Raw genomic sequence first — 13,519 nt, forward strand, 5'->3', positions numbered from 1 at the left:
TATCGGCAGCCGTGCCACTGATTCCGCATGCTTTAGCGGCCGCATCGGTGCTGGTGCCACGTTTGAGTTCGTAGGCGAACTGGTAACGCCGGCGCTTCAGGCCATCCTTCTCCTGGCGATACAGGGCATACAACTGCTCGACGCTCTCAGCGATCTCAATCGGTTGTCGCGGTCGTCCTGTTCTCATACGCCAAGTTTATTTAGCACACCTTGACTCCGCAAGCGGTATTAGACGAAGGAGGCTGCCGCATGGCCCAAACGCATCATGCCGTTGCTGCGGACCAAGCCTGCCGAAGCCGGGTCACAGCTCGCGTTCCGGCGCACGCTCACGCTAATCCCGGCTGATGCGGTTACAATGCACGCTTAATGCAGCAGACAATTGAAAGCGCGCAGGATGGGCTCACAGCGGTGCAGGCGGCGGCGAAGGCGCCCATTCACTTGCTGGAAGCACGCCGTAACTTGCATCGGCTGCAGACAGTCATCCGTTTAGCCTCGCTCGCGACTTCTGTGCTGGTCGTTGCGTTGCCGATCTATTCGAGCAACTTCAACGCCAGCGGCCTGGAGAAGGGCCTGCTGTTCGCCATCCCGGCCTTCATGATGGCCATCGCCCGACCAATCATCGGGCGCAGCATGGACCTCTACGGCCGTCGGTTCTTCCTCTGCCTGGGCGTCGGTATTTTGCTGCTGGCCATGGTGTTGTTCATCTTCGCCCGCGAATTCAGCTTCCGGCTCGGTGGAATGGTGATTCGGGCAGATGCCTCATTCGCGGTGACCATGCTCTTCGTCGCCCGCATGATTCAGGGCTTTGGGCTGGGCACGATGTTGCTCTCTTCATACACCATCACGGCGGATCTGTCACGACAGAGCGGCCGCGGCTCTAGCTTTGGCTACACCGAGGAAGCACAATACCGTGGCGGGTTGTATGGCGGTCTGATCGCTGTTCTTATCTTGCTGCTGTTCGGTTTCGATCCCACCCATGGGTTGCGATTGAATCAAACGGTGTGGTCGGTGCTCTTCGCAGTGTATGCACTCGGGACGCTGCTCGCCTTCGTCCTGGCGGTGCGCACGGTGCCGGAGACACACAAATACGCCTTGATCGAAGCGGAGCGTGAGGAAGCGACTCAGCAGAAGATAGACCCGCAGTTGTATGTCTTGATGGCGATTGTCACGCTGACCACTGCGTCATCTTATGGGCTGACGCCGTTCATCCTGACGTTCATTCAAGATCATCTCACGCAGAATATACTGCTGATTGCTGTGGCGTACATGCCGGCAGCGCTGATCTGGGCGTTTTTGCCCTCACGCCTGGGTCGGGTGACGGATCGCGTCGGGCGCAAGCCGCCGATGGTCGTCGGCCTGACGATGAGCGGCCTGTTCTCGCTCACCATCCCCTTTTTGAGCATGGTCTTCCCCAGCGTCAGCCTGGCCATCTTCGCGCTCATGCTCTTTGCGACGCTCGAAGCGGCCTGTTATGCCGCCGCCGTGCCGGCCGAGCAAGCGATGGTCGCCGACATGACCGGTGGCAAACAACGCGGCACCGGCTTCGGCTTGTATACCCTGGCGCAGTCCACCGGACAGGTGTTCGGCCCATTGCTGATGGGCATCCTCTACGATGGCGATCGTGCCGGACCCTTCCTGGCCAACGCCGTCATTTTGATCATCGGCAGCGTGTTGGTGGTAACGGTGTTGCAGGATCCGGCCAAACGGCGCCGCTCACTCGTGAGCATCGCGAAGTGATCGCCATGCCCGCAGTTGGCTATCTCTACGATCCCATCTTCCTCGCGCATGATCTGCCGGGGCATCCAGAAAACGCCCAACGTTTGCAGGCGATCATGGACTTGCTGCGCGCGCGGGATGCGCTGGCTTCCCTGACCCCCCTGCCGTTCCGGGCGGCCACGTTCGAGCAGTTGACTGTCCTGCATTCGCCGCTCTACGTCTCGCGCGTGTATGCGCTTAGCGAGCGCGGGCGCAGCGCGCTCAACCCCGACACCTATATTGTGGCCGAATCGTTCAACGCCGCGGCCATGGCCGTGGGGGCCAGCTTGGCGGCAACCGAGGCCGTCTTGAAAGGCAACGTGCAGCGCGCCTTTGCGCTGGTGCGGCCGCCAGGGCACCACGCTTTCGCCGACCACGGGGAAGGATTTTGCCTCTTCAACAACATCGCATTTGCGGCCAAGCATGCGCTGGACGACATGAACGCAGACCACGATTACGCCTGGTCGCCTTCGGCCATGCGCAACCATCGCAACGCCCGGCCGGAACGCGTCATGATCGTGGACTTCGATGTGCATCACGGCAACGGCACGCAGGCCCTCTTTTACGACGACCCGCGCGTGCTCTATGTCTCGATCCACGAGTATGGCTGGGTGTACCCCGGCAGCGGCGCCGCCGACGAACGCGGCCAGGGCGCGGGTCGCGGGACGACGATCAACGTGCCGCTGCCGCCGGAGACGGGCGACTTAGGATATGCGCTGGCCTTTGACGAGATTCTCGTCCCGGCTGCGCGACAGTTCGCCCCCAACTTGCTGTTGGTCTCGGCCGGCTTCGATGCGCACTGGCGCGACCCGTTGGCGCATATGCGCGTCTCGCTGGCCGGCTTTGCGCGCATGATGCGTGTGCTCTGCGATCTGAGCGATGAGCTGTGCGGCGGCCGGATGGTCGTTGTGCTCGAGGGCGGCTACGATTTGCAGGCCCTCAGCTACGGCGTGCTCAACACGTTGCGCGTCATGCAGGGCAGCCACGCCGATGTCGAAGATCCACTCGGCCCGTGTCCAGCTCCCGAGGCGCCGGTCGAGGACTTGATCGCCGCCTTCGCCGCGCTCAACGGCCTGACGTGACCGCCATGCGCTATTCACAGGACTACATCAAACGCATGATCGAGCAGTTTGGCGAATTCTTGCTCGCACTCAAGCAACTGCTCGCCGAAGACAAACGCGCGGAAGCCCGCGGACAACTTGACCTGGCCTACCGCGAGCTGTTGGGCATGACGCCGCAATTCGTCCGCGACGCGCCCGACGACTACTTGATCCTGGCGACCGGCCTCGCCCAAGTCGGCGACATGAATAAAAGCGTGGTGCTCAGCGAGTTGTTGAGCGCCGATGGCGATTGGCACGCCCTGGCCGGGGAATATGATGTGGCGCAAGCCTGCTACGTGAAAGCGGCCAATGTGCTGCTCGAGGCGCTGTTGCGGCAGCCTTTTGGTGTTGCCAAAGACGATGTCGCGCGGGCGGATGCGCTGATCGAAAAATTGGCGCATTCCGATGTGCCGTTTGCGACGCGCGCGCGCCTGTTCCGCTATCATGAGCGCATTCATCGCTTCGCCGACGCCGAGGACGACCTGTATGGCCTGCTCGAAGATGCGCCGGAGGACGAATCGCTGCTCGAAGCCGGCGTGGCGTTTTACGAGCGTTTGCTGCGACTCAAAGATCACGAGTTGTTACTGGGCGGCCTGCCGCGCGACGAAGCGGAGGCCGGCCTGGCCGAGCTGAAGGCGCGGCGTCCACCTGCCTGATGCGCGCCGAGGACAACAGGCAGCTACCCGATACCAAAAAATTAACCACCAGACGCAATCCCCATGTCCATCACCGTCTTACTGGGCGCCCAATGGGGCGACGAAGGCAAAGGCCGGATCACCGATGCACTGGCGGCGGACGCCGACATCGTCGCGCGCTTCAACGGCGGCGACAACGCCGGCCACACCATCACCATCGGCTCGCGGGTGTTCAAGTTGCATCTGTTGCCGGCCGGCATCTTCCGCGAACGATGCCTGAACCTCATCGGCAACGGCGTCGTGCTCAATCCGATCCACTTTCTCAAGGAGCGCAATGAGATCGTCGCCGCCGGATTTCCCGTCACGCCGGAGAACCTGCAGATCAGCGAAGCCGCGCACGTCATCCTGCCGGGGCACATCGCGCTCGACGCTGCGCGCGAGGCGACGCAGGGCGGCATCGGCACCACGCAGCGCGGCATCGGTTTCGCCTATAGCGACAAGGCCGCGCGCCTGGGCCTGCGCGCAGGGCTGATGCGCGATCCCGAGCGATTCGCCGGCGCTGTGTACGAACACACCCAGCGCGTCAATCGCGCGCTCGAGCGCGAATATCGGCGCCCGCCGCTCGACGCCCAGGCGGTCGCCGACCAATACGCCGAGGCCGCGCGACACGTCGCGCCCTACCTGGCCAACACCTTTCGCACGCTGCACCGCGCCCTGGCGCAGGGCCGGCGCGTGTTGGCCGAAGGCGCGCAAGCCGTCATGCTCGATATTGACCACGGCACGTATCCGTTCGTCACGTCGTCCAACGCGACCATCGGCGGCGTGTTGACGGGCCTGGGCGTGCCGGCGCAGGCGATCACGCGCGTCGTCGGCATGGCCAAAGCGTTTTGCACGCGCGTCGGCGCAGGGCCGTTCGTCACCGAACTGGATGGCGAACTGGCGTTGCGCTTGCGCGGCACCGGCGCCAACCCATGGGACGAATACGGCGCAACAACCGGCCGGCCGCGTCGCGTGGGATGGTTCGATGGCGTGGCGCTGCGCTACGCCGCGCAAATGAACGGGCTGACCGAGCTGGCACTCACCAAGCTGGATATCCTCACCGGCCTGGATCCGCTGCGCATCTGCGTGGCTTACGCATACCACGGCGCGCAACTGGAGGATTTCCCGCAGGATAGCGACATCCTCGCTCAGTGCCGACCGATCTACGAAGAACTGCCGGGGTGGCAGGCCGACGTCAGATCGGCGCGCAGCTTCGACGACCTGCCGGCGGAGGCGCGCGCCTACATCGCCCGCATCGAGGCGCTGGCCGGCGTTCGGGTGACGATGGTCAGCGTGGGGCCGGAGCGAGAGCAGTTGGTGGTGCGTTAGCGCGCCATCCCAATGGCGACCGGGCATGCCCAGCGCCTTGCTCGGCGATGCACACGAGATATAATTAGAACAGTTGTTCGAGTAGCCGGCCCAGGTTGGCGAACACCCGGCGGCGCTCTCAGGAGAAGAAAAATGGCAGCAGACGCAAAGAAGAAAGCGCTCGATATTGCGCTCGCCGCGATCCTCAAAGCTCATGGCGATGGCGCGGTCATGCGCCTGGGGGAAGCATCCCAGATGAACGTGGAGGTCATTCCAACCGGCAGCCTGGCGTTGGACATTGCGCTGGGCGTCGGCGGCATCCCACGCGGGCGGATCACTGAGATCTACGGCCCCGAATCTTCGGGCAAGACCACGATCTGCCAACACGTTGTGGCGCAGGCGCAAAAGCGCGGCGGCATCGCGGCATATATTGACATGGAGCACGCCCTCGACCCGGCCTATGCGGCGCGCTGCGGCGTGAACGTGAACGATTTACTCATCTCGCAGCCCGACACGGGCGAGCAAGCGTTCGACATCGCCGAACAACTCATCCGCTCCAACGCAATTGACGTCGTGGTGATTGACTCGGTGGCTGCGCTGGTGCCGAAGGCCGAGATCGAAGGCGAGATCACCGACCTGCAGCCCGGCGTCCAGGCGCGGCTGATGAGCAAGGCGCTCCGACGGCTGGCCGGTGTGATCAAGCAAACCAACACGGCCATCATCTTCACCAACCAACTCCGCCAGAAGATCGGCGTGATGTTCGGCAACCCGGAGACCACGACCGGCGGGATGGCGCTGCGTTTCTATGCCTCGGTGCGCCTGGATGTGCGCCGGGTGCAAGCTATCAAGTCGGGCGGGGAAGTGACCGGCAGCCGCACGCGCGTGCGCGTGACCAAGAACAAGGTGGCGCCGCCCTTCAAAGAAGCCGAGTTCGACATCATGTACAACGAGGGCATCAGCACGCTCGGCGATATGCTGGATGTGGCCACCAGCATGAATATTGTCGAGAAGCGCGGCACGTTCTTCATGTACGACGGCGCGCGCATCGGCCAAGGGCGCGAAAACGCCAAAGCCTACCTGGCCGAGCATCCCGAAGTCGCCGCCAAGATCGAAGCGCAGGTGCGCGAGTCCATCGCCAGCGGCCAAGCTGCCAAGTTCGCCCCGACGACCAAGCCGGAGGCCGGCGAGGAAGACGAAGGGCCAGACGAATTCGACGATTGAGCCCCGCGATCAGCCGGCCATTTCCTTCCGCCACGCCGGCGCGCTAGGCGTGCGGCGCCGGCAGATGGCTTGTTGCAGCGCCCTGAAGAGCACCATGGCGTCCGGCGCGCTCATCTCCATCCCTCGTCCGACAATGCGCCGGCCGCTCATGTCGAACGCCAGGAGGATGGATGGCCGGCAGGCGGCCGGTCAGCGGGCGTGACTCCCATGCGCATCCGTCGCACGGCTCAGCCCCGTAGCCGGGGGCGCTCGGGGGCGTTGGGGTGAATTTTGAACATACTGGAGATGCTGTAGCCGGGCTCGGCGATTTTCGCAGGCGTATTCCGAAAACGAGCAAGCTGCCGAGCCGAGGGATCACGGGAATTTCGCGGGAATTCGGCGGCGCTTTTGTGCGCCCAGCGCCGCCGAATTCTGAAATCAACGAGGGCGGATGAGAGTCGAACTCACCGCAGCTTGCCGAGCAACCTGCCACTGGTTTTGAAGACCAGGACGCCCACCGGGGCGCATCCACCCTCACGGACGATGCCTCATTGTAGCGTGACAGCGGCGTGACGCGCGCTGGGGCCCTCGCCCCGCGATGATAGCAGTGCGTGCTCGGCGTTCGCTGCGCCATGCAGTAACATTCGCGCATGGCCAAAAAAGAAACCGCCGAGGCGGCCGTCGAACAGTTGACATTCGAGCAAGCCTTCCAGCAGCTCGAAGCCATCGTCGCGCAACTCGAGCGAGGCGAATTGTCCCTCGATCAATCGCTGGAACTGTATGCGCGTGGCCAACGGCTCGCGGCGCACTGCGCGCAGCTCCTCGATCGGGCGGAGTTGCGGGTGCGGGAGATTCGAGATTAGAAATCGGAGATCAGCGATTGGAGGATGAGGGATCGCAATTTCCAATTCCCAATCTCTAATCTCTAATCCAACGATGGTCGGCACGATCCTGAACGTTGTCACGGTGCTGGTCGGCACTGCGTTGGGCGTAACGCTGGGCAACCGCCTGTCGGCGCGGATGCGCGAGACGGTGCTCATCGGCTTGGGCCTGAGCACTGCCGGCTACGCCGTCCTCAACATTGTGGATGCGATGGCGGAGCAGCAGAACGTGCCGTTCAAGTTCATCGTCATTCTGCTCAGCATGCTGATCGGCGGTGTGGTCGGCGAGTTGATGGATGTGGACGGCGCGTTGCATCGCTTGGGCGCGGCGCTGGAGCGGCGCTTCGCCAAGAGCGAGGACGCAGAACACACCGCGCGCTTTATCCGCGGCTACGTCGCCGCCAGCCTGGTGTTCTGCGTTGGGCCGATGACCATCCTCGGCTCGATCCAGGATGGCCTGAACGGGGACTACTCGTTGCTGGCCATCAAGAGCACGCTCGATGGCTTTGCGGCGCTGGCCTTCGCCGCCTCGCTCGGCGTCGGCGTGGGCTTCTCCATCATCACCATCGTTGTGGTGCAAGGTGGCATCGCGCTGCTGGCCGGCCAGCTTCAGAGTTGGTTCACCTCGCCGATGCTGGCCGTGTTGTCGGCCACCGGCGCACTGCTCATCATCGGCATCAGCCTCACCCTGCTCGGCCTGAAGCAGATTCGGTTGGCGAACTATTTACCTGCGTTAGTGATCGGGCCGGCCATTGTGGCTGCGCTCGGCGCACTGGGGTTGCCCGGCTTCGTCTAGCGATCCTCCTTTCGCCCGCGGAAGATCAAGCGGATTGGCGTGCCGAGGAAGGCGAACTCTTCGCGCAGCCGGTTCTCCAAAAAGCGCTGGTAGGTGAAGTGCACCAGTTGCGTGTCGTTGACGTGAAAGACAAAGGTGGGTGGGTTCACGCCGACTTGCGCTGCCATGTAGATCTTCAGGCGTTTGCCGACGCGCGTCGGCGGCGCGTGTCGTTCGCTGGCTTCGCGCACGATGCGCATCACGTCGCTGGTCGAGATGCGCATGGCGCGCGCCTCGTTCACGCGCAGGGCGGTCGGCAGGATGTGATCGGTGCGAAAGCCGGTCTTGGCGCTGACGAACAACACCGGCACGTAGGCCATGAAGTTCAGCCTTTCCTGGACCAGCTTCAGGAAGTCCTGCATCTGAGCCGTCAGCAAGCCCAAGCCTGCCACCGGCTGCACGGTGCGAGCTACCTTCTCCGCGCTCTCGATCAAATCCCACTTGTTGACCACGACGACGACGCCCTTGTTCTCGTCGAGGATGTAGCCGGCGATGTGCTCGTCTTGGGCGACTACGCCTTCGGTGGCGTCGAGCAGCAGCAGCGCCACGTCGCTGCGCTCGACAGCCTTGAACGCGCGCAGCACGCTCCACTTCTCCACGCCGGGGGTGATGCTGCCGCGCTTGCGGATGCCGGCGGTGTCTATCAGCGTGATCGAGGTCACATGCGGCCAGGGGGGCGTGGCGCCTGAATCGTCGCCGATCGCTCCGTCTGTCCCCGCCTCCACGAACTCGATGCGCGTGTCAACGGCGTCGCGCGTGGTGCCCGGCACGTCGCTCACGATCACCCGCTTCTCGCCGATCAGGCAGTTGAACAACGAAGACTTGCCGACGTTGGGGCGGCCCACCAGCGCGATCTTGACCGATTCATCCGGCGCGGCTTCCTCCGCTGGCTGGGGCGGGATGGCCGCGACGATGGCATCGAGCAGGTCGCCGACGCCATCGCCGTGGATGCCGCTGACGGGATAGACCTCGCCCAAGCCGAGCTTGTAGAACTCAGAGCTGGCGTCGCGCGGGGCTTGCGCCTCGGCCTTGCTCGCAGCGATGATGATGGGAGGCGTAGTTTTGCCCAGGCGCCGGCGTTGGCCGATCAGCTTGCGCAGGATTTCGGCCACCGCTTCGTCAGCCGCCGTCAGTCCGGCCCGCGCGTCCACGGTGAACACGATCACATCGGCCTCGGCGATGGCGATCTCCGCTTGTTCGCGAATTTCGCGCACGAAGTCCACCGAGGCTTCGGCCAGCGCCGGCGTGTCCTTGTGGCGCAGCGGCTCCAGCGGCTCGATGCCGCCGGTGTCCACCAGCGTGAACTCGACGCCGCGCCATACGACCGGAGCCTGGATGCGGTCGCGCGTGGTGCCCGGGCGATCGTCCACCACCGACAGGCGCTCGCCGATCAACCTGTTGAACAAGGTGCTCTTGCCGACGTTTGGGCGGCCAACGAGCGCGACGAAAGACTTCTTCATAAAAACGGCTGCACAGGCGCGCCACTAAGTGTATCGCAGCTTGGTGCGCCTCTGCAGCCGTTGCGCGTCGGGCGTAGGGGGATTCAGCGCCGGCCGGTGTTGCGCACAGGAGGCGTGCGTGGCGGCGCGTTCGGGTCCAGCCCGTAGCGCGCGGTTGCGGCGGCTGCCGCCGCGCCGAGGATGGGGCCGATGATGTAGATCCAGATGTTATCCAGCTTGCCGGCCACAATCGCCGGACCGATTGAGCGCGCTGGGTTCACGCTGGCTTCGCTGATGCCGCCCCCGCCCAGGATCACCATGGCCAACGTCAGGCCGATCGCCAGGCCGGCGAAATCGCCCGCTTTGCCGTAGGCTGCGCCCATGACTGCCACAAAAGCCAGGAAGAACGTCAGGATCGCCTCGGTGAACAGCGCGCCGATGGAGTTGGTGGCGGCCGGGTTGTAGCTGAACGCGCCGAAGTAGTTAGCTGCGGCGCTGGCGACGCCGTTCTGCGTCACGGGCGACAGGATGCTGTTCAGCGCGAGCGCGGCGGCCAGGCCGGCGACGACTTGCGCGACGATGTATGTTGCAGCTTTGGCCCAGTCCATGTTGCCGGTGATGGCGATGGCCGTTGTCACCGCCGGATTGAGATGCGCGCCGCTGACTTTGCCGATTGAGTAGGCCGCGAAGATCACGGCGAAGCCGTGACCCAATGCGGGCAAGAGCGGACCCGCCGCATAGCCGGACGCGGTTTTAGCGAACCACACCGTCCCCGAACCGATAAAAACCAACGCAAATGTGCCGATGAATTCAGCCAAAAGGGCTTTCCAGTTGATCATAGGTGCGAACTCCTTCTCCGAGGTTTAGCGTTTGGTCAGCGCGTGCACGGCGCGCACGGCCTCGTCGCAGCGGTCGGCGGCCACGATCATGCTGATTGCGCATTCGGAAGACCCCTGCGCGATGGCAAACACGTTGATCTTCTGCGCGCCCAGCGCGCTAAACACACGGCCGCTGACGCCAGGCGTCTCGCTGATGCCCATCCCGACGGCGGTGATGATGGACGCCTCGTCGAACGTCTCGATCGGATTGATTTCGCCGTGTTCCATCTCTTGGCGAAATTCGGCGCTCAGTTCGGCGACCACGCTCGGCGCGGCGGCTTTGGGGATGACGAAGCAGATGTTTTGTTCAGCCGATGCCTGAGAGATCATCAGCACGCTGGTGTTGGTGCGCGCCACAGCCATGAACGTCCGCCCGGCAATGCCCGGCACGCCCTTCAGCCCGCCGCCCGACACAGTCATCATGCTCACATCCTTGATGGCGGTCACGGCCTTGATCACGCTGTCGCTCGGTGCGAGGTCGCTGCGATGCACGATGAGCGTGCCGGGATGCGTCGGGTTAAAGGTGTTCTTCACGCGCAGCGGGATGTTTCTTTCCACCAGCGGCGCAATCGTCATCGGATGCAGCACGGATGCGCCGAAGTAAGCCAACTCGCTCATCTCCTGCGCGGTCAGCACCTCGATGGTGCGCGCGTCTGGCACGATGCGCGGATCGGCCGTCAGGACGCCGTCCACGTCGGTGTAGTTGTAGACCTCGTCGGCGTTCAGCGCTGCGGCCACGATGCTGGCGCTGTAGTCGCTGCCGCCGCGCCCGAGCGTGGTAGGCACGCCGGACAGTGTGGCGCCGATGAAGCCGGTCACCACCGGCGTCACGCCGGCCTGCAACAAGGGCATCAATCGCGCAATGGTCCGCTCGCGGGTGGGACCCATCAGCGGCGTGGCCGATTGGTACCGGTCGGTAGTGATGATGAATTCGGTGGCGTCGAGCGGCTCGGCCATCACCCCAACGCTGCGAATGGCGCCGGCGAGGATGCGGGCGGCCATGCGTTCGCCCAGGCCGGCGATGGCGTCGAGCGCGCGCGGGGTGACTTCGCCCAGCACGCGCACGCTGGCACACAGCATCTCGAAGCCGCTGAGCAGTTGGTCAATTTCCTCGCCGATGCGTTGGCGTTCGTCGGCGTTGCCGATGGTCGCCTCGATTGCGGCGTGGTGCTTGTCGGCCAACAGGCGGCGGGCGCGTGGATAGCTTTCACTGTCGCCCGCAGCAGCCGACCGCGCCGCGTTCAGCAACAAATCGGTCACTTTGAACGTGTCGCGCGGGTCGGCCGATTTGCCCATCGCGGATGTCACGACCACTACATGATCCCAGCGCGTGACCGCATCGCGGATGATCTGCGCGGTTTGACGGATTGCGGCACCATCGCCGACGGACGTGCCGCCAAATTTGAGGACTGCCAGTGACATGGTGCGTTGTGTAGCGTCGTGGATTATAGCCGGGTGTAGCGCTACACTCTGGGAGCCGCTGCGATTGAACGCATACCCAACCGCTGCTACAATCGGGGGTAAACATCAGCCATGCCCCTATAGCTCAATGGATAGAGCGCCGGCCTCCGGAGCCGTAGATCGCAGTTCGAATCTGCGTAGGGGCAAAAAAGCGCGAACGTCTCGGCGAGGTGGGTTTGCCCGCTGTTCTATCGTTCAGCAGAAATGCCGCTGGCGGAATACGCTGAGGATGTGGGGTTGCACGCCGTAACCGGCGCAGCCATCGTCCGTCGCAACGCTTCCAGGCGATCGAGCTCTGCGAGCAAGCGCATTTGTCGCACACGGAAGGATTCGGCTTGCGCCCCGTCTGCCCAGGTCAAGTCGTAATGGATGCTCGTCAGTTCCTTCCTCAAGTAAGCGATCGTCTCATCAAGGAGTTGTCTGGTCATCCATATCAAGCATAGTGCTGAGATGTGAAATCAGAGTGAACTTCAAGTTAAGTCATCTGCGTTTGGTGTTTTACCCTCTCTTTGCTTCTTGTTAACTTTAGCTTAACAGGGCGTGTCTATAAAAGCAGGCTAAGATGTCCAGTGCTCTACACACCCGCTCGGCGCTCGATCACGACATCGCTGAGATTCGCAACGACATTCTCCGCATGGGGAGCCTCGTCGAAGAACAAATCGCCAAAGCGGTTCGCGCGCTCAAGGATCGTGATCTGTCGCTGGCGCACCAAGTCATCGAGTCGGATCAGCGCATCAACGCGCTGCGTTATCGGGTCGAATCTGGGTGTGTGCGCACGATTGCGATGCAGCAGCCGGCGGCGAAAGACCTGCGCTGTATCGTCGCCGCGATTCACATGGCCGGCGAACTGGAGCGCATCGCCGATCATGCCAGTGGCATCGCTGCTATCGCCATTCGAATTGGCGATGAGCCGTTAGTCAAACCGCTCATTGACATCCCGCGCATGCAAGCAATTGCTTGTGAAATGATTCGGAATGCGCTGGATGCGTTCGTGCAGATGGATGTTGAGGCTGCGAAGGCGATCTTCGCACGCGATCAAGAAGTGGACGAACTCTATGTGCAGGTGCTGCGCGAGCTGTTGACGTTCATGATGCAGGATGCGAAGACGATCGCCCAATCAACATATTTGCTCTGGGTTGCGCATAACCTGGAGCGCATTGCCGATAGGGCAACGAATCTGTGCGAACGGGTGATCTTTGCTGTGACTGCGGAACTGGGGGATTACAAGCCCCGTCCGGTCGAGTGATCGGTTGTCATGGCGCATGGCCGAGTCGAGTCGTCGGCCGGCGTGGGCGCCTGGGATTGTGACGCAGATATGCCCAAGGTTCTGATCGTCGAAGACGAAACAATTCTGCTCGATTTACTCGCTCGACATCTGGAGAGCGAGGGCTATACGGTCATCACGGCCACCAGTGGCGATGACGGTTTGGAGATTGCGCGGCGCGAGCAACCGGACATTTGCGTGTTGGACGTGATGCTGCCCGGCTTGGATGGTCTGTCGCTGTGTCGCATCTTGCGGCGCGAGTCGAACATGGCGATCATCCTGCTGACCGCGCGCGCCGGCGAGATCGACCGCGTGATCGGGTTGGATAACGGCGCCGACGATTACGTGGTGAAGCCGTTTAGCTTGCCCGAGCTGACTGCGCGCATCCGAGCCGCCTTGCGGCGCACACCCAAGCGCATGGAGAGCCTGTTGCGGGCCGGCGACGTGCAACTGGACCTGGTCTCGCGGCGCGTCTTCCTGGGCGACAAGGAGATCAAGCTCAGTCACAAGGAGTTCGAGCTGCTCGCCACGCTCATGCGCAATAAAGGCGCCGTGCTCTCGCGCGAATTTCTCATCACGCAGGTGTGGGGCTACGACTTTGATGGCGACATGCGTACGGTGGATGTGCATGTGCGCTGGCTGCGCGAGAAGATCGAAAAAGACCCCTCTCACCCTGTGCACTTGCAGACCGTGCGCGGGGTAGGGTATCGCATAGACTGAGCGT

General features: G+C 63.1%; 14 protein-coding genes and 2 tRNA genes. 10 read left to right on the forward strand and 6 right to left on the reverse strand.

The window, feature by feature from the left end:
* A partial coding sequence (locus GXH28_RS04330; RefSeq protein ID WP_169237797.1) for a hypothetical protein occupies nucleotides 1-187 on the reverse strand: 187 nt, incomplete at its 3' end.
* Nucleotides 188-366: 179 nt separating this feature from the next.
* Between GXH28_RS04330 and GXH28_RS04335 the strand changes: the two genes are divergently transcribed.
* The 5 genes from GXH28_RS04335 (at nucleotide 367) to recA (ending at nucleotide 6,058) form a co-directional block, all read left to right on the forward strand.
* A complete protein-coding gene (locus tag GXH28_RS04335) occupies nucleotides 367-1,737 on the forward strand; it encodes an MFS transporter (protein WP_169237798.1) in 1,371 nt (456 codons plus the stop codon).
* Between the two features lie 5 nt (nucleotides 1,738-1,742).
* The gene (locus GXH28_RS04340) at nucleotides 1,743-2,837 is read left to right on the forward strand and encodes a histone deacetylase family protein (RefSeq protein ID WP_169237799.1); all 1,095 of its coding nucleotides are present in this window, start codon (nucleotides 1,743-1,745) and stop codon (nucleotides 2,835-2,837) included.
* Between the two features lie 5 nt (nucleotides 2,838-2,842).
* Nucleotides 2,843-3,511: a DUF6483 family protein gene (locus tag GXH28_RS04345; protein ID WP_169237800.1), complete on the forward strand. Its 669-nt coding sequence runs from the start codon at nucleotides 2,843-2,845 to the stop codon at nucleotides 3,509-3,511.
* 63 nt (nucleotides 3,512-3,574) lie between these two features.
* Nucleotides 3,575-4,858 carry an adenylosuccinate synthase gene (locus tag GXH28_RS04350; protein WP_169237801.1) on the forward strand — a complete coding sequence of 428 codons (1,284 nt, stop codon included), beginning with the start codon at nucleotides 3,575-3,577 and terminating at the stop codon, nucleotides 4,856-4,858.
* 132 nt (nucleotides 4,859-4,990) lie between these two features.
* Nucleotides 4,991-6,058 (forward strand): recombinase RecA, encoded by a 1,068-nt coding sequence (gene recA, locus GXH28_RS04355; RefSeq protein ID WP_169237802.1) that lies wholly within the window; start codon nucleotides 4,991-4,993, stop codon nucleotides 6,056-6,058.
* 421 nt (nucleotides 6,059-6,479) lie between these two features.
* Here recA and GXH28_RS04360 read toward each other — a convergent pair.
* A tRNA-Sec gene (locus GXH28_RS04360) sits at nucleotides 6,480-6,573 on the reverse strand.
* Nucleotides 6,574-6,687: 114 nt separating this feature from the next.
* Here GXH28_RS04360 and GXH28_RS04365 point away from each other — a divergent pair.
* Both GXH28_RS04365 and GXH28_RS04370 read left to right on the forward strand, forming a co-directional pair.
* The gene (locus tag GXH28_RS04365) at nucleotides 6,688-6,900 is read left to right on the forward strand and encodes an exodeoxyribonuclease VII small subunit (protein WP_169237803.1); all 213 of its coding nucleotides are present in this window, start codon (nucleotides 6,688-6,690) and stop codon (nucleotides 6,898-6,900) included.
* Between the two features lie 73 nt (nucleotides 6,901-6,973).
* Nucleotides 6,974-7,714: a DUF554 domain-containing protein gene (locus GXH28_RS04370; protein WP_169237804.1), complete on the forward strand. Its 741-nt coding sequence runs from the start codon at nucleotides 6,974-6,976 to the stop codon at nucleotides 7,712-7,714.
* Here GXH28_RS04370 and der read toward each other — a convergent pair.
* The 3 genes from der to GXH28_RS04385 all read right to left on the reverse strand — a co-directional run bounded on the left by der (nucleotide 7,711) and on the right by GXH28_RS04385 (nucleotide 11,492).
* Entirely contained in the window at nucleotides 7,711-9,213 is a 1,503-nt protein-coding gene (der, locus tag GXH28_RS04375; RefSeq protein WP_169237805.1) for a ribosome biogenesis GTPase Der, read from the reverse strand. The two genes, GXH28_RS04370 and der, sit on opposite strands and share 4 nt — an antisense overlap.
* 83 nt (nucleotides 9,214-9,296) lie before the next feature.
* A complete protein-coding gene (locus GXH28_RS04380; RefSeq protein WP_169237806.1) occupies nucleotides 9,297-10,031 on the reverse strand; it encodes an MIP/aquaporin family protein in 735 nt (244 codons plus the stop codon).
* A gap of 24 nt (nucleotides 10,032-10,055) precedes the next feature.
* The gene (locus GXH28_RS04385) at nucleotides 10,056-11,492 is read right to left on the reverse strand and encodes an aspartate kinase (RefSeq protein ID WP_169237807.1); all 1,437 of its coding nucleotides are present in this window, start codon (nucleotides 11,490-11,492) and stop codon (nucleotides 10,056-10,058) included.
* A gap of 113 nt (nucleotides 11,493-11,605) precedes the next feature.
* Here GXH28_RS04385 and GXH28_RS04390 point away from each other — a divergent pair.
* Nucleotides 11,606-11,677, forward strand: a tRNA-Arg gene (locus GXH28_RS04390).
* Nucleotides 11,678-11,719: 42 nt separating this feature from the next.
* Here GXH28_RS04390 and GXH28_RS04395 read toward each other — a convergent pair.
* Nucleotides 11,720-11,959, reverse strand: coding sequence for a hypothetical protein (locus GXH28_RS04395; RefSeq protein WP_169237808.1), 240 nt, complete (start codon nucleotides 11,957-11,959; stop codon nucleotides 11,720-11,722).
* A 134-nt stretch (nucleotides 11,960-12,093) separates the two neighbouring features.
* Between GXH28_RS04395 and phoU the strand changes: the two genes are divergently transcribed.
* Complete coding sequence (gene phoU / locus GXH28_RS04400) at nucleotides 12,094-12,777, forward strand: phosphate signaling complex protein PhoU (RefSeq protein ID WP_169237809.1); 684 nt, start codon at nucleotides 12,094-12,096, stop codon at nucleotides 12,775-12,777.
* A gap of 69 nt (nucleotides 12,778-12,846) precedes the next feature.
* On the forward strand, nucleotides 12,847-13,515 hold the full coding sequence (locus GXH28_RS04405) for a response regulator transcription factor (protein ID WP_169237925.1): 669 nt from the start codon (nucleotides 12,847-12,849) through the stop codon (nucleotides 13,513-13,515).
* The last annotated feature ends 4 nt before the right edge of the window (nucleotides 13,516-13,519 follow it).

Origin of the sequence: Candidatus Roseilinea sp. NK_OTU-006, assembly GCF_012931985.1 — a bacterium.
Lineage (GTDB): Bacteria > Chloroflexota > Anaerolineae > J036 > Brachytrichaceae > JAAFGM01.

Excerpts from the sequence above, each read along its gene's own strand:
- GXH28_RS04335 (WP_169237798.1), top strand. The coding sequence starts at position 367 with ATGCAGCAGACAATTGAAAGCGCGCAGGATGGGCTCACAGCGGTGCAG.
- GXH28_RS04340 (WP_169237799.1), top strand. The coding sequence starts at position 1,743 with ATGCCCGCAGTTGGCTATCTCTACGATCCCATCTTCCTCGCGCATGAT.
- GXH28_RS04345 (WP_169237800.1), top strand. The coding sequence starts at position 2,843 with ATGCGCTATTCACAGGACTACATCAAACGCATGATCGAGCAGTTTGGC.
- GXH28_RS04350 (WP_169237801.1), top strand. The coding sequence starts at position 3,575 with ATGTCCATCACCGTCTTACTGGGCGCCCAATGGGGCGACGAAGGCAAA.
- recA (WP_169237802.1), top strand. The coding sequence starts at position 4,991 with ATGGCAGCAGACGCAAAGAAGAAAGCGCTCGATATTGCGCTCGCCGCG.
- GXH28_RS04365 (WP_169237803.1), top strand. The coding sequence starts at position 6,688 with ATGGCCAAAAAAGAAACCGCCGAGGCGGCCGTCGAACAGTTGACATTC.
- GXH28_RS04370 (WP_169237804.1), top strand. The coding sequence starts at position 6,974 with ATGGTCGGCACGATCCTGAACGTTGTCACGGTGCTGGTCGGCACTGCG.
- der (WP_169237805.1), bottom strand. The coding sequence starts at position 9,213 with ATGAAGAAGTCTTTCGTCGCGCTCGTTGGCCGCCCAAACGTCGGCAAG.
- GXH28_RS04380 (WP_169237806.1), bottom strand. The coding sequence starts at position 10,031 with ATGATCAACTGGAAAGCCCTTTTGGCTGAATTCATCGGCACATTTGCG.
- GXH28_RS04385 (WP_169237807.1), bottom strand. The coding sequence starts at position 11,492 with ATGTCACTGGCAGTCCTCAAATTTGGCGGCACGTCCGTCGGCGATGGT.
- GXH28_RS04395 (WP_169237808.1), bottom strand. The coding sequence starts at position 11,959 with ATGACCAGACAACTCCTTGATGAGACGATCGCTTACTTGAGGAAGGAA.
- phoU (WP_169237809.1), top strand. The coding sequence starts at position 12,094 with ATGTCCAGTGCTCTACACACCCGCTCGGCGCTCGATCACGACATCGCT.
- GXH28_RS04405 (WP_169237925.1), top strand. The coding sequence starts at position 12,847 with ATGCCCAAGGTTCTGATCGTCGAAGACGAAACAATTCTGCTCGATTTA.